The 23,785-nt window shown below is 76.3% G+C and carries 22 protein-coding genes; 11 read left to right on the top strand and 11 right to left on the bottom strand.

What is annotated here, in order from left to right:
• The first annotated feature begins 68 nt into the window (after window positions 1-68).
• The 3 genes from GTQ99_RS01260 (at window position 69) to GTQ99_RS01250 (ending at window position 1,783) form a co-directional block, all read left to right on the top strand.
• Window positions 69-1,136 carry an acetamidase/formamidase family protein gene (locus GTQ99_RS01260; RefSeq protein WP_205706576.1) on the top strand — a complete coding sequence of 356 codons (1,068 nt, stop codon included), beginning with the start codon at window positions 69-71 and terminating at the stop codon, window positions 1,134-1,136.
• Complete coding sequence (locus tag GTQ99_RS01255; RefSeq protein ID WP_166613931.1) at window positions 1,133-1,327, top strand: hypothetical protein; 195 nt, start codon at window positions 1,133-1,135, stop codon at window positions 1,325-1,327. The genes GTQ99_RS01260 and GTQ99_RS01255 overlap by 4 nt, the downstream gene beginning before the upstream one ends.
• Window positions 1,328-1,486: 159 nt before the next feature.
• Window positions 1,487-1,783: a hypothetical protein gene (locus tag GTQ99_RS01250; protein ID WP_166613930.1), complete on the top strand. Its 297-nt coding sequence runs from the start codon at window positions 1,487-1,489 to the stop codon at window positions 1,781-1,783.
• A 138-nt stretch (window positions 1,784-1,921) separates the two neighbouring features.
• On the opposite strand, the gene GTQ99_RS01245 is transcribed toward GTQ99_RS01250, so the two are convergent.
• The 3 genes from GTQ99_RS01245 to GTQ99_RS01235 form a co-directional block, all read right to left on the bottom strand.
• Entirely contained in the window at window positions 1,922-3,007 is a 1,086-nt protein-coding gene (locus tag GTQ99_RS01245) for a sugar ABC transporter substrate-binding protein (protein ID WP_166613929.1), read from the bottom strand.
• 56 nt (window positions 3,008-3,063) lie between these two features.
• Entirely contained in the window at window positions 3,064-4,686 is a 1,623-nt protein-coding gene (locus tag GTQ99_RS25800; protein WP_166613928.1) for a methyl-accepting chemotaxis protein, read from the bottom strand.
• Window positions 4,687-4,835: 149 nt separating this feature from the next.
• Window positions 4,836-6,236 carry an aspartate aminotransferase family protein gene (locus GTQ99_RS01235; RefSeq protein WP_166613927.1) on the bottom strand — a complete coding sequence of 467 codons (1,401 nt, stop codon included), beginning with the start codon at window positions 6,234-6,236 and terminating at the stop codon, window positions 4,836-4,838.
• Between the two features lie 136 nt (window positions 6,237-6,372).
• Here GTQ99_RS01235 and GTQ99_RS01230 point away from each other — a divergent pair, with 136 nt between their 5' ends.
• Window positions 6,373-7,944 carry a PucR family transcriptional regulator ligand-binding domain-containing protein gene (locus tag GTQ99_RS01230; protein ID WP_205706575.1) on the top strand — a complete coding sequence of 524 codons (1,572 nt, stop codon included), beginning with the start codon at window positions 6,373-6,375 and terminating at the stop codon, window positions 7,942-7,944.
• A gap of 230 nt (window positions 7,945-8,174) precedes the next feature.
• On the opposite strand, the gene GTQ99_RS01225 is transcribed toward GTQ99_RS01230, so the two are convergent.
• The 5 genes from GTQ99_RS01225 to GTQ99_RS01205 all read right to left on the bottom strand — a co-directional run bounded on the left by GTQ99_RS01225 (window position 8,175) and on the right by GTQ99_RS01205 (window position 13,097).
• Window positions 8,175-8,561, bottom strand: a complete 387-nt coding sequence (locus GTQ99_RS01225) for a DUF805 domain-containing protein (RefSeq protein WP_166613926.1) — start codon at window positions 8,559-8,561, stop codon at window positions 8,175-8,177.
• A gap of 88 nt (window positions 8,562-8,649) precedes the next feature.
• Complete coding sequence (allB, locus tag GTQ99_RS01220; RefSeq protein ID WP_420814499.1) at window positions 8,650-10,050, bottom strand: allantoinase AllB; 1,401 nt, start codon at window positions 10,048-10,050, stop codon at window positions 8,650-8,652.
• 56 nt (window positions 10,051-10,106) lie between these two features.
• Complete coding sequence (locus GTQ99_RS01215) at window positions 10,107-10,796, bottom strand: FCD domain-containing protein (protein ID WP_166613925.1); 690 nt, start codon at window positions 10,794-10,796, stop codon at window positions 10,107-10,109.
• 4 nt (window positions 10,797-10,800) lie between these two features.
• Window positions 10,801-11,565, bottom strand: coding sequence for an aspartate/glutamate racemase family protein (locus tag GTQ99_RS01210; RefSeq protein WP_166613924.1), 765 nt, complete (start codon window positions 11,563-11,565; stop codon window positions 10,801-10,803).
• Window positions 11,565-13,097 (bottom strand): NCS1 family nucleobase:cation symporter-1, encoded by a 1,533-nt coding sequence (locus GTQ99_RS01205; RefSeq protein ID WP_166613923.1) that lies wholly within the window; start codon window positions 13,095-13,097, stop codon window positions 11,565-11,567. The genes GTQ99_RS01210 and GTQ99_RS01205 overlap by 1 nt, the downstream gene beginning before the upstream one ends.
• 104 nt (window positions 13,098-13,201) lie before the next feature.
• Here GTQ99_RS01205 and GTQ99_RS01200 point away from each other — a divergent pair, with 104 nt between their 5' ends.
• Window positions 13,202-13,843, top strand: a complete 642-nt coding sequence (locus tag GTQ99_RS01200) for an MBL fold metallo-hydrolase (RefSeq protein ID WP_166613922.1) — start codon at window positions 13,202-13,204, stop codon at window positions 13,841-13,843.
• A gap of 16 nt (window positions 13,844-13,859) precedes the next feature.
• Here the strand turns inward: GTQ99_RS01200 and GTQ99_RS01195 are convergent, their stop codons facing one another.
• Window positions 13,860-14,222: a nuclear transport factor 2 family protein gene (locus GTQ99_RS01195; RefSeq protein WP_166613921.1), complete on the bottom strand. Its 363-nt coding sequence runs from the start codon at window positions 14,220-14,222 to the stop codon at window positions 13,860-13,862.
• A 102-nt stretch (window positions 14,223-14,324) separates the two neighbouring features.
• Between GTQ99_RS01195 and GTQ99_RS01190 the strand changes: the two genes are divergently transcribed.
• Both GTQ99_RS01190 and GTQ99_RS01185 read left to right on the top strand, forming a co-directional pair.
• Window positions 14,325-15,209 (top strand): LysR family transcriptional regulator, encoded by an 885-nt coding sequence (locus GTQ99_RS01190; RefSeq protein WP_166613920.1) that lies wholly within the window; start codon window positions 14,325-14,327, stop codon window positions 15,207-15,209.
• A gap of 31 nt (window positions 15,210-15,240) precedes the next feature.
• A complete protein-coding gene (locus GTQ99_RS01185; protein ID WP_338074637.1) occupies window positions 15,241-16,110 on the top strand; it encodes an aminodeoxychorismate lyase in 870 nt (289 codons plus the stop codon).
• Window positions 16,111-16,193: 83 nt separating this feature from the next.
• Here GTQ99_RS01185 and GTQ99_RS26515 read toward each other — a convergent pair whose 3' ends face one another.
• Window positions 16,194-17,633: an FAD-dependent oxidoreductase gene (locus tag GTQ99_RS26515; protein WP_166613919.1), complete on the bottom strand. Its 1,440-nt coding sequence runs from the start codon at window positions 17,631-17,633 to the stop codon at window positions 16,194-16,196.
• A gap of 66 nt (window positions 17,634-17,699) precedes the next feature.
• Here GTQ99_RS26515 and GTQ99_RS01175 point away from each other — a divergent pair, with 66 nt between their 5' ends.
• Both GTQ99_RS01175 and GTQ99_RS01170 read left to right on the top strand, forming a co-directional pair.
• On the top strand, window positions 17,700-18,851 hold the full coding sequence (locus GTQ99_RS01175) for a glutamate--cysteine ligase (protein WP_166613918.1): 1,152 nt from the start codon (window positions 17,700-17,702) through the stop codon (window positions 18,849-18,851).
• A gap of 92 nt (window positions 18,852-18,943) precedes the next feature.
• Window positions 18,944-19,564, top strand: a complete 621-nt coding sequence (locus tag GTQ99_RS01170; RefSeq protein WP_166613917.1) for a methyltransferase domain-containing protein — start codon at window positions 18,944-18,946, stop codon at window positions 19,562-19,564.
• 36 nt (window positions 19,565-19,600) lie between these two features.
• Here the strand turns inward: GTQ99_RS01170 and ald are convergent, their stop codons facing one another.
• The gene (gene ald / locus GTQ99_RS01165; RefSeq protein WP_166613916.1) at window positions 19,601-20,731 is read right to left on the bottom strand and encodes an alanine dehydrogenase; all 1,131 of its coding nucleotides are present in this window, start codon (window positions 20,729-20,731) and stop codon (window positions 19,601-19,603) included.
• Window positions 20,732-20,882: 151 nt separating this feature from the next.
• On the opposite strand from ald, the gene GTQ99_RS01160 reads away from it, so the two are divergent.
• Window positions 20,883-21,365 carry an Lrp/AsnC family transcriptional regulator gene (locus GTQ99_RS01160; RefSeq protein ID WP_338074636.1) on the top strand — a complete coding sequence of 161 codons (483 nt, stop codon included), beginning with the start codon at window positions 20,883-20,885 and terminating at the stop codon, window positions 21,363-21,365.
• 116 nt (window positions 21,366-21,481) lie between these two features.
• Window positions 21,482-23,785, top strand: a 2,304-nt coding sequence (locus GTQ99_RS01155) for a SpoIIE family protein phosphatase (RefSeq protein ID WP_166613914.1), incomplete at its 3' end; no start/stop codon positions are given.

Genomic DNA, 23,785 nt, shown 5'->3' with positions numbered 1-23,785 from the left:
ATCTGCTGTTCCACGTCGGCCAGCATATGCAACGATCGTTCCACGCACACCCCCTCCAGGAGGTTCCGTTGACGGTCCACCAGCTGCCCTCGACGCCGTCCACCGTCCGCTGGGGCGACCTGCCGTGCGCCGGGGACCGCCCCGTGCTGGAGGTCGACCCCGGTGACGTGCTCGTCGTGGACACCGTCAGCCACGAGGGCATCCTGGAGGACCAGGGCCGCGACCCGGTGGCCTTCTTCACCGCCCGCGGCGTCGAGGCCGCCGCCGTCCTGCCCGACGCCGTCGAGATCGCCCGCTCCGTCCCCCACGACCCGGCCGTGCAGGGCCCGCACGTGGTCACCGGCCCCGTGCGGGTGCGCGGCGCGCGCCCCGGCGACGTGCTCTCGGTCACCGTCGAGGCGCTGGAGCTGCGCGCCGACCACGGCGTCGTCAGCAACCGCCACGGGCGCGGCGCGCTGCCCGGGGAGTACCCCCGCGACGGCGCCGCGCTCTTCTCGGTGCTGGCCCGGGTGGAGACCGACCCCGCCACCGGGGCGCGGCGCGGCAGCATGCCCGCGGCGGCGGGCACCGACGCGCGGGTCCGCTTCCCGCTCAGGCCCTTCCTGGGGCTGGTGGGCGTGGGCACCCCCGGCCCCGAGCACCTGCACTCGGTGCCGCCGGGGATGCACGGGGGCAACCTCGACGTGTCCGCGCTGGGCGCCGGCTCGACGCTGCACCTGCCGGTGCAGGTCGACGGCGCGCTCCTCTACGTCGGCGACCCGCACTACGCCCAGGGCGACGGCGAGGTGGCGCTGACCGCCTTCGAGGCCCCGCTGCGCGCGCGCCTGCGCCTGGACCTCGTCCCCGCCGAGGCCGTGCGCGTGCGCGGGGCCCTGTGGGGCGAGACGCCGGAGCTGCTGGTGCCCATCGGCGTCGACGCCGACCTCGGCGAGGCCGTGCGCGCCGCCGTGCGCACCGCGATCGCCCTGCTCGTCGACCGCGGGATGGACCCCCCGCACGCCCTGGCCTACCTGTCGGCGGCCGGCGACTTCGCGGTCTCGCAGGTCGTCGACCGCCTCAGCGGCGCGCACGGGCTGCTGCGCAAGGCCGACCTCGCCGAGCTGTCGGGCCCCGCAGGCACGAGGATGCCCGGGTGATCACCTCTCCGATCTCCGACGTGCGCACCGCCCTGGACGAGCTGCAGGCCGACGTGGAGGCCTGGGCCTCCGGCGGGCGCCTGGACGCCGCCACCGCCGAGGAGCTGCGCCGGCACGTGCGCTCGGTGCGCGAGCGCTTCGAGGTCGTCGCCGACCGCTGGCCCAGCGAGGGCGCCGACGACGCCGGCTGACGCCCCGCCCGTGCTCGCGCTGCGTCACGGCCGCCGCGAGCGGGTGAGGGCTTGGTCCGAACAGGGACAAGCCCCTCCCGGTGCTGTGGCGCCCCACCGGGCGTGCCGATGACTCCTACGACGCACACGGACGGCCGGACAGCGGCACGGAGGAGCACCATGAAGACGGTCCTGGCACTGGAGACCACCCGCCCCATCGGGGCCCGCGAGCTGAACGGCTTCCTGAGCGGGCTGTCCGCCCGGATGCCGGGCTGCTTCGTCTCCCAGGGCCCGAGCACGGCGGGCCGCCTGACGGTGACCATCCTGTCCTCCACCCCGGTCGAGCTGGAGGTGGCCGAGCAGGTCCTGGACTCGCTGCCGCAGCTGTGCGACGCCATCTCCTCGCTGGAGCTGCAGCAGCCGGTGTCGCGGTTCGCCGCCGCCCGGGCCGCCGCCGCAGCGGCCGCCGCCGGCTGAGGCGGCGCGCGGACACCGCGCACCCCTCCCCCGAGCACCAGAGCGCCCGGCCCCCGCAGGTTCCTGCGGGGGCCGGGCGCTCTCGTGCGTGCGGGTCCCGGGTCGGGTCCCGGGTCGGGTCCCGGGTCGGGTCGCGGGTCAGCCCGCGGAGATCCCCGCGTCCGCGCACAGCTGGCTGGCGGTGCCGGCGCACAGCGCGTCGACGGTCGTGTAGCCGTCGGCGATCACCTCGCCGGCGATCTGCGACTTGCCCACCGCCTGCGGCTGCAGCAGCACCGTCGGCACCGCGCCGGCGCCGTTGTCGGTCGTCCCGGTGGTCTCCGGCTCCTCGCCGGCGAGCACGGCGGCGACGAGGCCGGCGGTCGTGCGGGCCTGCCCGGGCAGGTCCTTGTAGACCGTCATCGTCTGCGTCCCGGCCAGGATGCGCTGCAGCGCGGCGGTCTCCGCGTCCTGCCCGGTGATCGGCACCCCGCTGATCCCGGCCTCGGTCAGCGCCTGCAGCGCACCGGCGGCCAGGCCGTCGTAGGCGGTGTAGACGCCGAGCAGCCGGCGACCGCCCAGGTCGCCCAGGGCCTCGCGCATCTGCACCGCGGCCTCGTCGGCGCTCCAGCCGGTGACGTAGCGCTCGCTGGCGATGTCGACCTTCCCGTCGAGGACGGAGTGCGCCCCGGCCGCGAACAGCCCGGCGTTGTTGTCGGCCGGGTCGCCCTGCAGCATGACGATCGCGCCGCCCGCCGTGTCGGTGCCGACCGCGTCGAGGACCGCCTGCCCGCCGAGCTCGCCGACCGCGCCGCCGTCGAAGGAGACGTAGTAGTCGAGCGGGGCGTCCTTGACGAGGCGGTCGTAGGCGACGACGGGCACGTCGGCCGCGTCGGCCGCCCGGGCCAGCGGGGCCGCCTGCGCACCGTCGATGGCGACGACGACCAGGGCCGCCGCGCCGTCGTCGAGCGCCTCCTGCGCCTGCTCGTTCTGGGTGGCCTGGTCCTCGGCGGTGCGCACGTCGACGACGCAGGTGGGGCACTGCTTCGACAGCTCGACGGAGAAGTTCGGCATGTCGTAGGCCATGAAGCGCAGCGAGGTCGCGGGCATGAGGAAGGCGACGTGCGGCCCGTCCGCCGCGGCCGCCGGCGCGGTGGTGGTGTCGCCGCCGCAGCCCGCGAGGGCACCGGCGAGCACCGCGGCACCGGCGAGCAGGGTCGCCGCGCGGCGGGTGTTTCGGCTCATCGTGACTGGCTCCGGGTTCTGGTCGTCGGGCTCGTGCGAGGGGTTCGGCGGGCGGGTCAGTACGTGAAGCGGGAGACCGCGGTGCGCATGCGCGCCGCCATCTGCGCCAGCTCGCTGACGGCCCGGTCGGAGTCGGCGGCGCCCGCGCCGGTGGCCCGGGCGGCCGCGGCGACCGTCTCGACGGTGGAGGCGATCTGCCCCGCGCCGCCGGCGGCGTCGGCGACGCTGCGGCCCATCTCCCGGGTGGTGGCGGCCTGCTCCTCGACGGCGGCGGCGATGGTGCCCTGGTAGTCGCTGATCTCGGAGACGACCGAGCCGATGCTGCCGATCGCGCCCACGGCGTTGTCGACGTCGCGCTGGATGGCCTCGATGCGCTGGGCGATGTCCTCGGTGGCGCGCGCGGTCTGCGCGGACAGCTCCTTGACCTCGCCGGCGACGACGGCGAAGCCCTTGCCCATCTCCCCGGCGCGGGCGGCCTCGATGGTGGCGTTGAGGGCCAGCAGGTTGGTCTGCTCGGCGATGGAGGTGATCGTCTTGACGACGTCGCCGATCTCGGAGGAGGAGCGCCCCAGCTGGGCCATCGTCCCGCCGGTCTCGGCGGCGATGCGCACGGCGTCGCCGGCCACCTCGGCCGCGCGGGCGGCGTTGGTGGAGATCTCCTGGATGGACACGCCCATCTCCTCGGCACCGGCGGCGGCCCCGCCGATGTGGGCGCTCACCTCGCCGGCGGACCGGGCGACCTGCGCGGCGCGCTGGGAGACGTCCTCGGCGCCGCCGGCGATGACGCGGGTGTTGTCGCGCAGCAGCTCGGCGGCCCCGGCGAGGGCCGCGGCCTCGGCGTGCAGGCCGGAGACGGTGCTGCGCATGCCGTCCGTGGCGCTCGCGAGCGCCTGGGCCATCTGGCCGACCTCGTCGCGCTGGCGCACGTCGGCGGTCGCGGTGAGGTCGCCGTCGGCGACGCGGTGCAGGACGTCCACGACGCGGCGCAGCGGGCGCACCACGAGGCGGGTCGTCCAGACGGCCAGCAGCGCGGTGACGACCAGGCCGACGAGCGCGACGACGATCGAGGTCAGGCGGGCGCGCGACCAGCTGTCGGAGGCGGCGGCCAGCGAGGCCGCGGCGTCGGCGTCGCTGGTGGCGTCCAGGGCGTCCAGGGCGTCGGTGGCGTGGCCGGCCAGGATCGCGACGTTGCCGAGGTAGAGGGTCTGGAACTTCGCGCGGTCCGCGGCGTCCCCGGAGGTGGCCAGCGGCAGCAGGAAGTTGTCGCGGGTGGCGCGGTAGGCGTCCCACCACGTCGTGAACTCCTGCAGCTGCGCGCGCTGGGCCGGGGTGGTCACGGCAGCGGAGTACGAGGCGACGAGGCCGTCGAGGGCCTCGTCGTCGGCGCTCAGGCGCGCGGTGAGGTCGGCGCGGGCGGCGTCGTCCTGGGCGAGGGCGAGGTTGGCCAGGTCGCGCTGGGCCTCCACCGCGCCGGCGCGGATGCCGGCCAGGTCACGGGCGGGCACCAGCTCCTCGGCGTAGATGGCCCGTGCGCGCCCGTTGACCTCGGAGGCGCCGGTGAGGCCGACGGCGAGCAGCGCCCCCGCCATGACCGACGACGCGGCCACGAGCGTGGCCAGCTTGGTCGCCACGGACCGGTCGGCGAAGCGGCGACGGCCGCCTGCGGACGCCTGGGACATCCGGACACTCCTCGGGTCGGTGCGGCCGCGGTGACCGCGCCGACCCATCGGCGTCCGGCTGGGCCACTTGAGCCCGGCCGGTCCACCGACGACCCACGCCCGTCACCGCCCGTCACCGCCCTCGGGGCCGAGTCCTCGGAGCAGGGCGCTCAGAGCAGGGCGCTGGCCTGCAGCAGCGTCGTGCGCAGCACCTGCTCCATCTCGTCGAACTCGGCCTGCCCGCTGGTGAGGGCGGGCGCGACCTGGATCACGGGCTCCCCGCGGTCGTCCGGGCGGGCGTACAGCCCGTTGCGGAACAGCGCCGTGGGCAGGAACTGCTTGATGAGCGTCTCGCGCTCGGCCGGGCCGAACGTCTCCTTCGTCGCCTTGTCCTTGACGAGCTCGACCGCCCAGAAGTACCCGTCGCCGCGCACGTCGCCGACGATGTCGAGGTCGAGCAGCTTGCGCAGCGTGGCGCCCAGCGCGGCCTCGTTGTCGAGCACGTGCTGGTTGAGCCCCTCGCGCTCGAAGATGTCGAGGTTGGCCAGCGACACCGCCGCCGAGACGGGGTGGCCGCCGAAGGTGTAGCCGTGCGGGAAGAAGTTCTTGCCCTCCAGGAACGGCTCCATGATCCGGTCGCTGGCGATCATCGCGCCGATGGGCCCGTAGCCGGAGCTCATGCCCTTGGCGCAGGTGATGATGTCGGGCTGGTAGCCGAACTTCTCGCAGGCGAACATCGTGCCGTGGCGGCCGAAGCCGCAGATGACCTCGTCGGAGACCAGCAGCACGTCGTGGCGGTCGCAGATCTCGCGCACCCGCTGGAAGTAGCCCGGCGGCGGGGTGAAGCAGCCGCCGGAGTTCTGCACCGGCTCCAGCACGACGGCCGCGACGGTCTCGGCGCCCTCGAAGAGGATGGCCTCCTCGATGCGGTCGGCGGCCCAGCGGCCGAACTCGACGGGGTCGGTGGGGGCGCCCATGCGCTCGGCGCGGTAGATGTTGGTGTTGGGCACGCGGAACCCGCCGGGCGTCAGCGGCTCGAAGGCCTGCTTCATGGCGGGCAGGCCGGTGATGGCCAGCGCGCCCTGCGGGGTGCCGTGGTAGGCGGTCGCGCGGGAGATCACCTTGTGCTTCAGCGGCTTGCCGGTGAGCTTGAAGTACTGCTTGGCGACCTTCCAGGCGCTCTCGACGGCCTCACCGCCGCCGGTGGTGAAGAACACCCGGTTCAGGTCGCCCGGGGCGTAGGAGGCCACGCGCTCGGCGAGGCGGATCGCGGGCTCGGTGGCGTAGCCCCACACCGGGAAGAACGCCAGCTGGCGGGCCTGCTCGGCCATCACCTCGGCGAGCTCGGCGCGCCCGTGCCCGACCTGGACGACGAAGAGCCCGGACAGCCCGTCGAGGACCCGGCGCCCGGTGTCGTCCCACAGGTACGCGCCCTCGCCCTTGACGATGACGGGCGCCGGGGTGTCCTGGTAGGCGCCCATGCGGGCGAAGTGCATCCACAGGTGCTCGCGGGCCGCGGTCGTCAGGTCGGAGCCGCTGCGGCCCTGGACGCTCTGGTCGGTGACGGTCATGCCGCTCCTCGCCTCGCACGGTGGACGGGTGGGTCCCACCCCCTCCCACTGTGCGCGCCGCGGGCGCCGGGCGGCAGCGACGAAGCGTCGCGCCCGAGCGCGCCGCGCCGACGTTCCGTCGCACTACCCTCGGCGGGTGCCGCTGACCGTCGAGGACGTGCTCGCGCTGCCCGTCCTGGCCGCGGGCGCGCCCCGCCTGCGCGCGGGCGAGGAGGGGCTGGCGGCACCGGTGCGCTGGGTGCACGTCAGCGAGCAGACGCAGCTGGCCGGGACGCTGGGCGGCGGTGAGCTGGTGCTGTCCACCGGCATGGGCCTGCTGGACCCGCGGGTGGACACCACCGGCTACGTGGCCGCGCTCGCCGAGGCGGGTGCCGTCGGCCTGGTCGTCGAGCTCGGCCAGCACGTCGCGGCGCTGCCCGAGGCGCTGGTGCGCGCGGCCCGCGCGGCCCGCTTCCCCCTGGTGGAGCTGTCGCGGACGGTGCGCTTCGTGGAGGTCACCGAGCAGGTGCACGCGCGGATCCTGCACGAGCAGTACGCCCGGCTGCGCTTCGCCGAGCGCGTGCACGCGACGTTCGCGGCGCTGGGCACCACCGGCGTGCCCGCGGACGAGGTGCTGGCGCGGGCCGCGCGGCTGCTGGCGCGCCCGGTGGTGCTGGAGGACCTGGCCCACCGCGCGCTCGCGCACGCCGCGGCCGGCGCGGCCGCCGCCGACGTGCTGCGCGACTGGTCGGCGCGCTCGCGGCGGGTGCCGCCCGCGACCGCGACGGCGGCGGGCGGGCCCGAGGGGTGGGTGGTGACGCCGGTGGGGGCCGTCGGCGACCGCTGGGGGCGCCTGGTGCTGCCCGAGCGCGCCGAGGTCGCCGACGTCGCGCTCGTGCTGGAGCGCGCCGCGGAGACGCTGACGGTGGCGCGGCTGCTGGCCGCCGACGGCGCCGACCCGGCGGAGCGGCTGGTGCAGCAGGCCCACGACGACCTGCTGCGCGACCTGCTGCGCGCCCGCGGCGTCGACGAGGCGGAGCTGCGCAGCCGCGCCCGGGCGCTGGGGCTGCCGCTGCGCGGCAGCCTGGTCGCCGTCGTCGTGCACGCGGCCGCGGACGCGGAGCGCACCCTGGTGGCCTCGGTGCTGGCGGGGGCGCAGGAGGTCGGCATCACCGCCCCGCTGGGCGGGCCGCTGGTCGGCGCGCTGCTCAGCGCCCCCGCCGACCGCCTGGCCGAGCAGGTGCTGCCGCGGCTGGCCCGCGCGCTGCCGCCGGGGGCGACGCTGGCGGCGGGACCGGTGGTGGGCCGGCTGGCCGAGGCGGCGGAGGGCTTCGCCGAGGCGCGGCACGTGGCGCAGGTGGCGGCCGCGCTGCCCGGGCGGGCGCCGGGCGCGGTCCACCGCACGGGCGACCTGGGCGTGCGGGGGCTGCTGTGGCACCTGCGCGACGACGCCCGGCTGGCGGAGTTCGCCGAGGCGCAGCTGCTGCCGCTGCTGCAGGCACCCGACGGCGGGGCGGCCGACCTGGAGCTGCTCGCCCACCACCTGGCCGCCGGCGGGTCGATGACCCGGCTCGCCGCCCGCCTGCACCTGTCGCGCCCGGCCGCCTACGGGCGCGTGGAGCGGCTGGCGCGCCGGCTGGGGCGGGACCTGGAGGACCCGGAGACGCGCCTGGCGCTGCACCTGGCGCTGCTGGCGCGCGGGCAGCGGCCGCAGGCGCCGGAGCGCTGAGGGACCTCCCCCGACGAGCACCGACGACCCCGGGTCGTGGCCGAGTCCCACGGCGTGGTCGACCGGCGCACGTCGTCGGCGCGACGCTCTTCGACCACTCCGCCCCCGGCCGCTTCGGCGCCGAGGCCGTCGGCTCCGCCCGGGGCGTGGTCGTGGAGGGGCGGGGCGGGACCGTCCGGGCCGGGCTGCGCGGCGCACCGGCCGCCTGAGGCCGCGAGCCCAGCGGTGGCTCAGCGGTGGCTCAGCGCCCGGGCCGGGGGGCCGAAGCGGTTGGCGACCGGCTGGCCCTCCAGGCAGCAGAAGACCAGCAGGACGATGCCGCCGAACGGGACGAGCCCGAGGAGGAACCACCACCCCGAGCGGCCGGTGTCGTGCAGCCGGCGCCACAGCAGCGCGTAGCTGGGCACGACGACCGCCAGCGCCACCAGCGCGAGGAGGGCGCTCGCCGCGGTGCCGAGGGTGTCGCTGACGGCGCCGAGGACGGAGACCAGGACGGCCGCGACGACGTAGACCACGGCCAGGGCCAGCTGCACCCACCAGTACTCCGAGCGGCGGGAACGACCGCCGAAGTCGGCGTAGCGGGCGAAGAACGACGAGACGGCCTCGACCGGGCTCACGGGGACCTCCAGGGACGCGCGCAGTCCGTCCGCGCGCTCCTCCACGGTGCCGGGCCGCGGGTGGCGCGTCAGCGGGACGGGCGCGCCGTCACCCCTCCGGGGGAACCCCGCCGCCCGCGCGGCCCCACCTGCGGGCGCGCAGCAGCTCCCCGCGGGGGGCGGCGTCGAGGTCGAGGGGTTCCCCGCGCCGCCACGTCGAGCGCACCACCCCGCGCAGCACCCGCCCCTCGTAGGGGGTGACGGCGTTCTTGTGCTGCAGCTGCGCGCCGCGCACGACCTGCTCCTGCTCGGGGGCGAAGACCGCGAAGTCGGCCACGCAGCCGGCCGCGATGCGCCCGCGGTCGCGCAGCCCCACGAGGTCCGCCGGCGCCGACGACATCCAGCCCACGACCTGCTCCAGCGGGACGCCGCGCTCGCGGGCGGCCGTCCACACGACGGGCAGGCCGATCTGCAGCGAGGCGATCCCGCCCCAGGCGGCGCCGAAGTCACCGGCCTCCAGCAGCTTCAGGTCCGCGGTGCACGGCGAGTGGTCGGACACGACGCAGTCGATCGTGCCGTCGAGCAGCCCCCGCCACAGCGCGTCCTGCTCGGCGCGGTCGCGGATCGGGGGGCAGCACTTGAACGCCGTCGCCCCGTCGGGCACCTCCTCGGCGCTCAGGGTCAGGTAGTGCGGGCACGTCTCGACGCTGATGCGGGTGCCGACGGCCTTGGCGGCGCGCACCTCCGCCAGCCCCGCCGAGGAGGACAGGTGCACGACGTGGGCGCGGGCGCCCGCGTGCGCGGCCGCCTCGGCGACGGTGCGCACCGCGACCGACTCCGCGCTGGCCGGGCGGGAGCCGACGAAGTCGGCGAAGCGCGGACCGCCGGGGTGCGCGTGCGCGCCGATCTCCTCGGGGTCCTCGGCGTGCACGAGCAGCAGCCCGTCGACGCGGGCCAGCTCGGCGAGCGCCGCGGCCAGGCCGGCCGCGTCCAGCGGCGGGAACTCCTCGACGCCGGAGTCCAGCAGGAAGCACTTGACCCCGAACGCGCCGGCCGCGTGCAGCGGGGCGAGCTGGTCGGCGTTGCCGGGCACGGCGCCGCCCCAGAACCCGACGTCGACCACGCACTGGCCCTGCGCGGCGGCGCGCTTGACCTCCAGCGCCGCCGGGTCCAGCGTCGCCGGCACGCTGTTGAGCGGCATGTCGACGATGGTCGTGACGCCTCCGGCGGCGGCGGCCCGGGTGGCCGAGGCGAAACCCTCCCACGCGGTGCGGCCCGGCTCGTTGACGTGGACGTGGCTGTCCACCAGCCCCGGCAGCAGCACCTCGTCGTCGGCGAGCACGACCTCGCGCGCACCGCCCCAGTCGTGCTCGAACCCCTCGACGGCGGCCACCAGGCCGTCGCGCACCCCCACCGAGACCGCGCGCTGCGCACCGTCCACGACCGCGCGCCGCGCGCGCACCACCACGTCCACCGGGACCTCCACCGAACCCTCCACCACGACGTGCACCGAACCCTCCACCGAACCCTCCACCGAACCCCGCACCGAACCCTCCACCGCGCCCCTCAGGCCTCCTCCTCCGGCCAGGGCGCACCGGCCGTGCGGTGCCGCGCGCGCCGCACGGGCGGGGCGGCCGGCGGGGGCGGGGAGTCCCGCGTGCGCACCCGAGCGGACAGGCTCTCCTGGTGCGCGGCGGCCGTCGCCAGCAGCCGCTGCACGTCCCCGGCGGCGAACGCGGCGAGCAGGACCTCGTGCTCGGCGTGCAGCCGCGCCGCCTCCGCCGGGCCGAGGTCCTCCATCGGCCGGTACGGGTCGGTGAGGTCCCACACCCGGTCGAAGACGCCGAGCAGCCGGGGCATCGCGGAGGGCCGGGTGAGCGCGGCGTGGAAGGCGCGGCTCTGGCGGTGGTACTCGCGCTCGTCGGCGTCCTGCACGGCGCGGCGCAGCGCCTCGTGCGCGGCGCGGGCGCGGGCGACGTCGTCGGGGCCGCCGAGGCGGACGGCGACCGCCAGCGCGGCCAGCTCCAGGCTGCCGCGCACCGCGAACAGCTGCGCGAGCTCGCCGTCGGCGAGGCGGGTGACGGTGTAGCCGCGGCGCGGCTGGTGCTCGACGAGCCCCTCGCCGACGAGGGTCATGAGGGCCTCGCGCACCGGGATGCGGCTGACGTCGTGCGCGGCGGCGAGGACGTCCACCTCCAGGGCCGAACCCGGCGGGCGGACGCCCTCGACGATGTCGCGGCGGATCGCCGCCAGCACCGGCCTACCCGCCGACACCACCCGAGGACCGCCCTCCCGAACCCGCGCGCAGGGGCCACCCCCGCACGTCGCCGGCTCGCGGCGGAGCGTAGCTGCGCACCTTGGAGGTGGACAGCCCCAGCCCCACCAGCGACTCCGCGAGCCGCGCCGCGGCCGCGACCCCGTCGACGACGGGCACGTCCAGGGCCCGCGCGACGGCCTCGTGCACCCCGGACATCCCGGCGCAGCCCAGGCAGACGACCTCGGCGCCGTCCTCCTCCACGCAGCGGCGCGCCTGCTCCACGAACGCCTTCGCCGTGACCTCCGGGTCGGCCTCCAGGGCCAGCACGGGCAGGTCGACGCTGCGGACCCCGCTGCAGCGGCCGGCCAGGCCCGCCAGCAGCAGCCGGTCGCCGATGGCGGGGGCCGTCCGGTCCAGCGAGGTGACGACGCCGAAGGTGCGCCCGAGCAGGCAGGCCGTGTGCGCCGCGGCCTCGGTGATGTCCACCACGGGCACGTCCAGCACGTCCTGCAGCGCCTCGCGGCCGACCTCGCCGAACCCCGCGTGCACGACCGCGTCGAAGGGCCCGGGGTGGTTCTGCACGGCGTCCAGCACCCCGACGGCGGACAGGTAGCTCTCGTAGTTCGACTCGACCGAGGCCGGGCCGAACCGGGGGGTGAGCGCCACGACCCGCGTCGTCGGCGACACCGCCGCCTCGGCCGAGCGCCGGATCACGTCGGTCACCGCCTCGGAGGTGTTGACGTTGACGACGAGGACCGTGGCGCCCATCAGGACCGGTCCTCGGACCCGGCGGCCGGGGCGGGCACCAGCGCGAGCGCCGGTGCGGGGATCGAGTTCTTCAGCGCCAGGTAGAGGGCGAACGCGGTCCCCGCGCCGATGAACCAGCTGAACGAGGCGGCCGTGGGGTTGGTGAAGACCACGACGACGACGGCGACGAGCGCACCGGCCGCGGTCGCGCCGACCGCGATCGGGTTCCACCCCTTGACGTAGTGGTAGGCGCCGGTCGCGCTCTTGGTGAACAGGTCGTCCACGTGGATCGCGCGCTTCTTGACGAGGTAGTAGTCGGCGACGAGGACGCCGTACAGCGGGCCGATGAACGCGCCGAGCGTGTCGAGCGTGTAGTGGATGGTCTCCGGGGAGTTGTAGAGGTTCCACGGGGTGATGAGCACCGAGCCGACCGCCGCGATCATCCCGCCCATCCGCCAGCTGATCCGCTGCGGCGAGACGTGGGAGAAGTCGAACGCCGGGGAGACGAAGTTGGCGACGATGTTGATGCCGATGGTGGCGATGACGAAGGTGAGGCAGCCGATGACGGCCGCGGTGACGCTGTCGATGCGGTAGACGGTCTCGACGGGGTCGGTGATGAGCTGCCCGTACACCGGCACGGTGGCCGAGGCGGTGACGACGCACAGCAGCGCGAAGAGGAGGAAGTTCACCGGCAGGCCGAGGAAGTTGCCCTTCTTCACCGCGGCCATGGTGCGCCCGTAGCGGGCGAAGTCGCCGTAGTTGAGCATCGGGCCGGAGAAGTAGGAGACCACGAGCGCCACCGCGGTCACCATGACGCCCAGCGCACCCAGGCCGGTGTGCTCGATGCCGCCGAGGTTCAGCGACACGTTCGCGGGGCCGCCGGCCTGCACCACCAGGTAGGCGGCGAGGACGAACATCACGACGTAGACGGCGGGACCGCAGAAGTCGATGAAGCGGCGGATGGCCTCCATGCCGCGCCAGAACACCAGCGCCTGCAGCACCCACATGGTGGCGAAACCCACCCAGCCGAGGGTGCTGAGGCCCGCGAAGCCGTGCTGGTCGACGTCGGCGTACGGGGCCCAGGCCGGGTGCACCTTCAGCGCCAGCAGCACGAGGGCGTTGGAGGCCAGGTAGGTCTGGATGCCGTACCAGGCGACGGCGATGAGGCCGCGGATGACCGCTGGCACGTTGGCCCCCACGACGCCGAACGCGACCCGGGAGACGACGGGGTAGGGGACCCCGGTGGCCTGGCTGGGCCGGGCCACGAGGTTGCACAGGAAGTACACGATGACGATGCCCACGACGAGGGCGACGAGGACCTGCCAGGCGGCCAGCCCCAGGGCGAACAGGCTGCCGGCCGTCACGTAGCCGCCGACGCTGTGCACGTCGGACATCCAGAAGGCGAAGAAGTTGTAGGACCCCCAGCGCTGCTGCTTCAGCGGCGCCAGGTCGGAGTTCGTCAGGGCGGGGTCGTAGCCGGCCTTGACGTCCCCCTCCCCCGCCGCGTTCGGTCGGGCGGGGATCTCCACCCCGGCCCGGGTCACCTCGGTCATGGCAGCTCCTGCGGTCGTCGGGGCGCGGCCTGCCCGGCGGCGCTGCGCCAACGCTAGGGACGTCAGGTTTCCTGCACGTAACCCCGCGGATATATTCGGCGACCATGCGCGTCACGCACTTCGGCCACTCCTGCCTGCTGGTGGAGACGGGCGGCGCCCGCGTCCTGATCGACCCGGGCACCCTCAGCCACGGCTTCGAGGAGCTGGTGGACCTCGACGCGGTGGTCGTCACCCACGCCCACCCCGACCACGTCGACGTGGAGCGGCTGCCGCTGCTGCTGGAGGCCGACGACCGCACGGTGCTGCACGCGGAGCCGGAGACGGCCTCGCAGCTGCGCGCCTCGGGCATCGAGGCGCTGGCGCTGCACCCGGGCCGGAGCGTCCGGTTCGCCGGGGCGAGCGTCACCGGCGCCGGCGGCGAGCACGCCCTCATCCACCCCGACCTGCCGCGCATCGGCAACGTCGGGCTGCTGCTGCGCGCCGAGGGCGAGCCGACGCTGTTCCACCCCGGCGACTCCTACGCCGCGGTGCCCGAGGGCGTCGACGTGCTGGCGGTGCCGCTCAGCGCGCCCTGGGCGGCGAGCCGGGAGACCGTCGACTTCGTGCGCGCCGTCGGCGCGCCGACGGGGTTCGCCGTCCACGACGGCCTGCTCACCGCCCCCGGCCGCGCCGTCTACTCCGGCCACGTCGCCACCCTCGGCGGCCTGCGGCTGCGCACCTTCGACGACGGGCCCCTGGAGCTCTGAGCAGCCCCCGGGGCGCTCAGCCCAGCAGCGGGCGGGGGTCGAAGACGACGCGGACGCGCTCGATGCCGCGCGGGCCGGTGCGCATCCTGTTGACGACCGGGAACGGCTCGACGCCCGGCAGCCGGGTGCGCATCTCGAACCAGGTGAACGCCTCGTCGCCGTCGACGAGCACGCGGTCGACGACGACCTCCTCGACGACGCCGGCGCGCATGCCCAGCAGCCCCGCCACGCACTCCTCCCGCCCGTCGGCGCCGCCCCCCGGCCCCCGGAACGTCACGTCCGGGGCGAGCAGGGCGCGCAGCGCCTCCCCGTCCCCGGCGTTCCAGGAGCGGAAGTAGCCCTCGGCCAGCTCGCGCACGCTCCTCGCAGCGGTCCCCACCGCGCTCTCCCCTCGTCGGTCCCGTCCTGACCCCTCCAGCCTGGTGCCGGGCGCACCCAGAAGTCCAAGACCGGTTCGTGAGGGCAGCCATACGATGTCGTGATGGAGCTGCGGTCCCTGGAGCACTTCGTGGCGGTCGTCGACGAGGGCGGGTTCACCCGGGCCGCGCAGCGCCTGCGGGTGGCGCAGCCGGGGGTGAGCGCGCAGGTGCGCAACCTGGAGCGCGAGCTGGGGCAGCGGCTGTTCGAGCGCACCGCCCGCGGGGCGGTCCTCACCGCGGCGGGCGAGGCCGCGCTCCCGCACGCCCGCGCCGCCCTGGCGGCGGCCGCCGCGGTGCGCGAGGAGGTCGCGCAGCTGTCCGGCCTGCTGCGCGGCTCGCTGCGGGTGGGGATGCTGCTCTCCAGCTCGGGCATGCAGCTGCCCGCGGTGCTGCGCGCCTTCCGCGACCGCGCACCGGACGTGGAGGTCCGCCTCGTCGAGGACGACGCCGCCGGCCTGCTGGAGGCCGTGCGCTGCGGGGACCTCGACCTCGCCTGGGTGGCGACCGCCGACCGCGACCCGCCCGACCTCCTCTGCCACCCCGTGGCCGTCGAACCGCTCGTCGCGCTCGTGGCGCCCGGCCACCCGTGGGGGCGCCGGCGCACCGTGGCGCTGGCCGAGCTGGTCGGGCAGCCGCTGCTGGCGGTGCCGCGCGGCGGCGGGATGCGCACCGTCCTCGACGAGGCGTGCGCCGCCGCGGGGCTGCGCGCCCGGGTGGAGGTGGAGGCGAACTCCCCCGTGCTGCTGGCCGCGCTGGCCGCGCAGGGGCTGGGCGTGGCGCTGGTGCCGGCCTCGTTCGCGGCGGGCCTGGACGCGCCCGGCGCGCCGCGCGCGCTGCGCGTCGTGCGCCCCGCGCTGCTGGGCCGGGTCCAGGTCGTCTGGCGGCCCGGTCCGGTCCTCAGCCCCGCGGCCCGCGCCTTCGTCGCCCTGGTGCGGGGCTGGGGCTGACGCCTCCCCGGCGGGCGGGCAGGATGGCGGCGTGCCCGCCAGCCCCGTGCTCCTGACGATGTCCACCGACGGCGGAGCGACGCGCTTCGCGCCCGCCGACCCCGCCGCGCCGCAGCTGCGCGTCGACGACCTGGGCGCCACCCGCGGCGACGGGGTGTTCGAGTCCGTCGGCGTGGTCGGCGGCCGGGTGCAGAGCCTGCGCCACCACCTGGAGCGCTTCGCGCGCTCGGCCGCGATGCTGGAGCTGCCGGCCCCCGACCTGGACGCCTGGGCGGACGCGGTGCGCCGCGCGGCCGCCGAGCACGAGCCCCGGCCCGAGGTCCTGGTGAAGCTCGTCCTCACCCGGGGCGTGGAGGGCACGGGCGTGCCCACCGGCTGGGTGCACGCCTTCCCGGCCGCCGACTACTCCCGCGAGCGCCGCGAGGGCATCGACGTGCTCGTCCTGGAGCGCGCCTACCCCAGCGACGTCACCACCCGCGCGCCGTGGCTGCTGCAGGGCGCCAAGACGCTCTCGTACGCGCTCAACACGGCCTCGCTGCGCCACGCGCGGGCCCGCGGCGCCCACGACGTCCTCTTCGTCTCCTCCGACGGCGACGTGCTGGAGGGGCCGAACTCCTCGCTGGTGGCCAGGTTCGCCGACCGCTGGGCCACCACCCCGCCGGAGCTGGGCATCCTGGACGGCACCACCCAGGGCCGCGCCTTCGGCCTGGCGGCGCAGCGCGGCGAGCGCGCCGAGGTCACCCGCCTGCACGTGGACGAGCTCGCCGGCGCCGAGGCCCTGTGGCTGGTCTCCAGCGGCCGGCAGTGCGCGCCGGTGCGCAGCCTCGACGGGGTGGCGCGCCCGTGGGACCCGCAGCTGCAGGCCGAGCTGCTGCAGCACCTGCTGACCGTCCACGACTGAGCCGTCCACGGCCGGCGCGTCCACGACCGGCGCGTCCACGACCGGCGCCGCCCCGCGGGTGCGGGGCGGCGCGCCGCCGGGGCTCAGAGCCCGTAGGTCTCCAGCAGCCGCAGCCACACCTCGCTGATGGTGGGGTAGCTGGGCACCGCGTGCCAGAGCCGGTCGATCGGCACCTCGCCGACGACGGCGATCGTCGCCGCGTGCAGCAGCTCGGCGACGTCCTGGCCGACGAAGGTGGCGCCGAGCACGACGCGGCGCCGCTCGTCGACGACCATCCGCGCCCGGCCGGTGTACCCGTCGGCCACCAGCGAGGCCCCGGCCACGTTCCCCAGCTCGTAGTCGACGACGCGGACCTCGAAGCCGCGCTCGCGCGCGACGGCGGCGGTCAGGCCGACCTGGGCGACCTCGGGGTCGGTGAAGACGACCTGCGGCACCGCCTGGGCGACGTCGCTGGTGGTCGCGGTGGCCGCGTAGCGCGACCAGGCGGGCGCGGTGCCCTCCAGGGTGCCGGCGGCGCGGGCGGTGATGGCGTCCCCGGCCGCGCGGGCCTCGTACTTGCCCTGGTGGGTGAGCTTGACGCGCCCGGAGACGTCGCCGGTGGCGTACAGCCAGGCCCCCTCGACCCCGGCGACGAGGCCGGAGTCGTCGACCTCCAGGCCGCCGCCGTCCTCCAGCCCGACGGTCTCCAGCCCGATCCCGCCGGTGCGGGGGCGGCGGCCGGTGGCGACGAGGAACTCGTCGGCGTCGAGCGTGGAGCCGTCGCCCAGGACGAGGTGGATGCCCTCCTCGTCGCGGGAGACCGAGCTCAGCTCGGCGCCGGGGCGCACGTCGACGCCGTCGGCGCGCAGCGCGTCGGCGACCACCTCGCCGGCGAAGTCCTCGTGCCCGCGCAGCAGGCCGCCGCGCACGAGCAGCGTGACCCGCGAGCCCAGCCGGGCCCACGCCTGCGCCAGCTCCACGCCGACGACCCCGCCGCCGAGCACGGCCAGGCGGGCGGGCACGCTCTTCGCGCTGGTGGCCTCGCGGCTGGTCCACGGCTCCGAGGCCGCCAGCCCCGGCACGTCGGGCAGCACGGGCTCGGAGCCGGTGGCGAGCACCACGGCGTGGCGGGCGAGCAGCGTGGTCGTCCCCCCGGCGGTGGCGACCTCGACGCGCTTGGGCCCGGCCAGGCGGGCGGTGCCGCGCACCAGGCCCAGGCCCGCGCCCTGCAGCCACTGCGCCTGGCTCGCGTCGTCCCAGTCGCTGGTGAAGCTCGTGCGGCGCGCCAGCACCTTCGCCGCGTCCAGGGTGCCGGTCACGGCCTCGGCGGCCCCGGGCAGCCGCCGGGCCGCGGCCAGCGCCTGCCCGGAGCGCAGCAGCGCCTTGCTGGGCATGCACGCCCAGTAGGAGCACTCCCCGCCCACGAGCTCGCTCTCCACGACGACGACCTCGAGGCCGGTGCGCCCGGCGCGGTCGGCGACGTTCTCCCCGACCGCTCCGGCGCCGATGACGACGACGTCCACTTCCCGCTCCTGTGTGCTCACGACCCGGACGCTAGGGCCCCGGCCGCCGGCGAGGCGAGAGGGGTGCCGGTGTGGTGTGATCGTGCGGTGGGACGCCGGACCGTCGACTTCAACGCCTCCCCACGCCCCACGCTGGGCGTGGAGTGGGAGCTGGCCCTCGTCGACCGCCGCACCCGGGACCTGGCCCCGCAGGCCACCGAGGTCATGCAGGCCGTCGAGCGCGAGGCGTCGGCGGGCGGGCCGCGGATCACCAAGGAGCTGCTGCGCAACACCCTGGAGGTCGTCACGGGGGTCTGCGGCAGCGTCGCGGAGGCCACCGAGGACCTCTCGGACACGATCGCGGCGGTGCGCCGGGTCACCGACCCCATGGGCCTGGACCTCATGTGCGCGGGGACCCACCCGTTCGCGACGTGGGACAAGCAGCTGGTGACCGCCGACGAGCGCTACGCGGAGCTGCTGGAGCGCACGCAGTGGTGGGGCCGGCAGATGCTCATCTGGGGCGTGCACGTGCACGTCGGCATCGACTCGGTGCACAAGGTCCTGCCGATCCTGAACTCGCTGCTCAACCACTACCCGCACCTGCAGGCGCTGTCGGCCTCCTCGCCGTACTGGACGGGTTTCGACACCGGTTTCGCCAGCAACCGCTCGCAGATGTTCCAGCAGCTGCCCACCGCGGGCCTGCCGTTCCAGTTCGGGGCCTGGGGCGAGTTCGAGGACTACGTCGACGACATGCTCGTCACGGGGGTCATCGACGGGCTCTCGGACGTGCGCTGGGACATCCGCCCCTCCCCGCGGCTGGGCACCATCGAGGTCCGGGTCTGCGACGGCACCCCGACGCTGCGCGAGCTGCGGGCGCTGACGGCCTTCGTGCACTGCCTCGTGGTCCACCTCGACGAGCGCCTGGAGGCCGGCGAGGAGCTGCCGACGATGCCGCCGTGGCACGTGCAGGAGAACAAGTGGCGCGCCGCCCGCTACGGCCTGGACGCGGAGATCATCGTCGACGCCGCCGGCGCCGAGCGCCTGGTCACCGACGACCTCGACGACTGGCTGACCCGGCTGCAGCCGGTCGCGCGGCGGCTGGAGTGCGAGGAGGAGCTCGCGCTCGTCGCGGACATCCCCCGCCGCGGCGCCAGCTACCAGCGCCAGCGCGCCGCCCACCGCGCCGCCTGCGAGCGCGGCGAGCAGCAGCCGCTGGTCGGCGTGGTCGACGCGCTGGTCGGGGAGCTGCGCGAGGGCTGAGGCACCGGCGGCGCTTGACGCTCCCCCACCGCCGGAGGAGCGTTCGGACGTCCGCCCGGGAACGGCTCGGGCCGATCGGCCGGGGGTCCGCCGTGAGCCTCGTCTACGCCGTGGCCCACCGCATCGGGCTCACCCCCTGGGAGCGCGCGGGCGCGGCGAGCGCCGGGCGCGCCGCCGCGCTGCTGGCCCGCGAGGAGGCCGAGCGCAGCGCCCCCCGCGGCGCTCCCCACGGCTCCGCCCTCGACCTCGGCTGCGGCAGCGGCGCGCACGCCGTGGCGCTCGCCGAGCGCGGCTGGCGGGTGACGGCCGTCGACGCGGTCGGCGTCGCGGTCGCCCGGGCCCGGGCGCGGGCGCTCGCGCACGGCGTCGACGTCCGCGTCGTGCAGGCCGACGTGACGAGGATGGGGCCCGAGCTGGTCGGCGGCGACGTCGACCTCTTCCTCGACGTCGGCTGCTTCCACGGGCTGCGGGACGCGCAGCGGGCGGCGATGGGCCGGTGCGTCACCGCGTGCGCGGCCGGGGGCGCGACGATGCTGGTGCTCGCCTTCCGGCCGGGGCGCCGCGGGCCGCTGCCCCGGGGCGCCGACCGCGCCGACCTGGCCGCGGCCTACCCCGGCTGGGACCTGCTCGAGGACGCCGTCGCGGACGTCAGCGGCCTCCCGCTGCTCCTGCGGGGCAGCGCACCGCACTGGTACCGGTTGCGCCGCAGCTGATCCCCGCGGCGGCCGGCACCCCCGCCCGGTGGGCGCTCAGCCCGCCAGCACCTCGGCCACCGGGACCGCCGGCATCCCGTGCGCCGCGGCGACCTCGGCGCTGGTGAGCCGCCCCTCGTGGGTGGACAGCCCGTGCGCGAGCGCCTCGTCGGCGCGCAGCGCAGAGCGCCAGCCGCGCTCGGCGAGGGCGACGACGTAGGGCAGCGTCGCGTTCGTCAGCGCGTAGGTCGAGGTGTGCGGGACCGCGCCGGGCATGTTCGCCACGCAGTAGAAGACCGAGCCGTGGACGGGGAACGTCGGGTCGTCGTGGGTGGTGGGCCGGGAGTCGGCGAAGCAGCCGCCCTGGTCGATGGCGATGTCGACGAGCACCGAGCCGGGGCGCATCCGGGCCACGAGCTCGTTGCCCACCAGCTTCGGGGCCCGGGCGCCGGGGACGAGGACGGCGCCGACGACGAGGTCGGCGGCCAGCACGGCGCGCTGCAGCTCGTAGGAGTTGGAGGTGACGGTGCGCACGGCGCCGCCGAAGCGGGCGTCGACGGCGCGCAGCTTGGGGATCGACAGGTCCAGCACGGTCACCTCGGCGCCCATGCCGAGCGCGACCTGCGCCGCGTTCTGCCCGGAGACGCCGGCGCCGATGACGACCACGTCGGCGCCGCGCACGCCGGGGACGCCGCCCATGAGGACACCGCGGCCCCCGCTGCCGGCGGAGTTCGCGCTCATGAGGTGGTACGCGCCGACCTGCGGGGCGAGCCGGCCGGCGACCTCGCTCATGGGCGCCAGCAGCGGCAGCGAGCGGTCGGGCAGCTGGACGGTCTCGTAGGCGATGGCGGTGGTCCCCGAGGCCAGCAGCGCGTCGGTGCACGTGCGCGAGGCCGCCAGGTGCAGGTAGGTGAACAGCACCTGCCCGCGGCGCAGGCGGTGGTGCTCGGACTCGACCGGTTCCTTGACCTTCAGCAGCAGCTCGGCGGCGCCCCACACCTCGTCGGCGTCGGCGACGACCTTGGCGCCGGCGGCCTCGAACTCCGCGTCGGGCAGCGAGCTGCCGGCGCCGGCGCCGGCCTCGAGCAGGACCTCGTGGCCGCGGCCGACGAGTTCGTGGACACCCGCGGGCGTCAGCGCCACGCGGTGCTCGCGGTTCTTGACCTCACGGGGCACGCCGATGCGCACGGGGACTCCTCCTGCCGGTGGACCACGCCGTCGTGGTCAGGTCGTCGGGCTGACGGTTCCAGCGTGAAGATGAGCCGCTGCGGCGGCAAGGAACCCGTCGAAGATTCGTGGGAACCTGGTTCTCGTGGAAGATCCTTCGACGAGGGCGGTCGTGCCGGGGGCACCGCCGAAGAAGCTGCGGCACGTGGTCGACCCGGTCGACCGCGCCATCCTGCGCGTGCTGGCCGCGGACGCCCGCACCACCAACGCCGCGCTGGCGCAGCAGGTCGGCATCGCCGCCTCGACGTGCCTGCTGCGGGTGCGCGCCCTGCGCGAGTCGGGGGTGATCCGCGGCTTCCACGCCGACATCGACCCGGCGGCGCTCGGCCTGGACCTGGAGGCGATGATCGCCGTGAAGCTGGCCGCGCACGCCCGCGGCAGCATGGGGCCGTTCGTGGCCAGGATGCGCCGGCAGCCGGAGGTCCTCGACGTGTACTTCGTCGCCGGCGCCGACGACTACCTGCTGCACGTGGCGGTGGAGAGCACCGCCGCGCTGCGCGACTTCGTCGCCGAGCACCTCAACCGCGACCAGGACGTGGCCCTCACCGAGACCAGCCTGATCTTCGAGCACACCCGGGCGGCGGGGCGGATCTGACGGCGGGGCGGACCCGACGGCGGTCCGGGAGGGCACCGGCGCGCGCCACCGGCCATGCGTGATGATGGAACCGCTCGTCGCGGTGGCGGTCACCACGACGAGGTGGGGAGGCGCGGGTGGGCGTCCGGAGCAGCCGCGGGGACCACGACGGCGGGCCGGCCGAGCCCGGCGGGCAGCCCGGTGAGCAGCACGACGTCCACGCGGGAGCGGTGCTGGAGTCGATGCTCGTCGGCTACCTGCACGTGGACGCGCGCTGGCGCATCACCTACCTCAACGCCGAGGCCGAGCGCGTCGTCGGCCGCTCCCGCCGCGAGCTGCTCGGGCGCGACCTGTGGGAGGCCTTCCCCGCCGCGCGCGGCAGCCTCTTCGAGGACAACTACCGCCACGCCCTCGCCGCCGGCGTCGACGTCGTCTTCGACGCCCACTACCCCGAGCCCCTCGACGTGTGGGTGCAGGTCCGCGCCGCCCCCCAGGAGGGTGGGCTGGCCGTGTGCTTCGTCGACGTCACCGAGCGCCAGCGCGCCCTCGAGGCCCGCGACCGCGCCGCGCGCCGCCTGCAGCGCATCGCCGACTTCAGCCTGGCCCTGGGCCAGGTGCAGAGCATCGAGGACCTGGTGCGGACCGTCGCCGAGGACGGCCTGGCCGAGCTGGACTGCAACGGCGGTGCCGTCGCCGTCGTCGACCCCGCCCCCGGGCCCGGTGCGGGCGGCGAGCCCACCCTGCGCTCCTACCTCGCCTCCAGCTACGGCGAGGACGCCCAGGTCACCTACGGCCACCTGCCGCTGTCCGCCGCGCTGCCGGTGGCCGAGGCCGCCCGCACCGGGCGCGCCGTGCTCGTCCCCGACCTCGGCTCCTGCCTGGCCTACTCCCCCGAGATGCACCGCGTCGTGGAGGTGACCGGCTCGGTCGCCTTCGCCAGCCTGCCGCTGCGCATCGGCGGGCAGACCCTCGGGGTGGTCACCGCCGGCTGGGAGCACCCCCAGGCCTTCGAGACCGAGCAGCTGGTCCTGCTGGACACCTTCGCCGCGCAGGTCGCCCAGACCCTGCAGCGCCTGCACGCGCGCGACGCCGAACGCGCCGCGGCCGCCGGTGAGCGCGCCGCCGCCACCGCCGCCCGCGCCGCCGCGGCCCAGCAGGCCGCGCTGGTGGACGTGGCCCGCGCCCTCGCCCAGACCGAGACCGAGACCGACGTGCTGGGCGTGGTCGCCGGCCGGGGCCTGAGCCTGCTCGGCGCCTCGACCCCGGCCCTGTGCCTGCTGGAGAGCACCGGGACCGGGGTGCGCACCCTGACGCTGGAGGAGGTGCCCACCGGGGTCCGCACCCGGCTGGAGCACCTGCCCGCCGGCCACCCCCTGCCGCTGGTGGACTGCGCGGTCGACGGCACCGCCCACTTCTTCACCGACCTCGAGCGGGCGACCGCCCGCTTCCCGGCGGCCGGGCCGGTGGGCGCGTCCCAGGGGGTGCAGGCCCAGGCGTCGGTGCCGCTGCGCGCGCGCGAGCAGCTGCTGGGCTCGCTCTCGCTGGGGTTCCCCGGCACCCGCGAGTGGCCGCAGGGCGACCGCGACCTGCTGGCCGCCCTCGCCTCGCTGACCGCGCAGGCGCTGGCCCGCATCACCTCCCACGACGCCGAGGCCGCGGCCAGCGCGCAGGTCGCCCGCTTCTCCGAGACGCTGCAGCGCTCCCTGCTGACCGGCCCGCCGGAGCCGGAGCACCTGCACATCGCGGTGCGCTACTCCCCGGCCGCCACCGACGCCGAGGTCGGCGGGGACTGGTACGACGCGTTCGTCACCGCCGACGGGGCCACCAGCCTGGTCGTCGGCGACGTCACCGGCCACGACCGCTTCGCCGCCGCCGCGATGGGGCAGCTGCGCAACCTGCTGCGCGGCATCGGCTACGCCGTGGGCGACCCGCCGGCGGCGGTCCTGACGATGCTCGACCACGCCGCCCACGACCTCGCCGTGGACACCACCGCGACCCTGGTCCTGGCCCGCGTCGAGCAGACCCCGCAGCAGCGGCGCACCGGGGCGCGGCTGCTGCGCTGGTCCAACGCCGGCCACCTGCCGCCGCTGCTCGTCGAGCCCGACGGGACCGTGCGCTTCCTGGAGGTGCCGCCGGACCTCATGCTGGGCGTCGACCCCGGTGCGAGCCGCCACGACCACGAGGTGCTCCTGGCGCCGGGCTCCACGCTGCTGCTCTACACCGACGGCCTCGTCGAACGCCGCCGCGCCACCCTGCAGGCCGGGCTGGACTGGCTGCGCACCACCGTGACCGCGCTGAGCCACCTGCCCGTCGAGGAGCTCTGCGACCAGCTGCTGGCCAGGATCGGCGACCAGGTCGAGGACGACGTCGCCCTGCTCGCGGTGCGCGCCCACCCCGAGGACGGACCGCGACCCGGGGGGGGCGGCCGCGGCTCCGGGGGC

It is taken from the genome of Kineococcus vitellinus, from assembly GCF_009906315.1.
Lineage (GTDB): Bacteria > Actinomycetota > Actinomycetes > Actinomycetales > Kineococcaceae > Kineococcus > Kineococcus vitellinus.
This window is presented reverse-complemented; position numbering and strand designations above follow the sequence as displayed.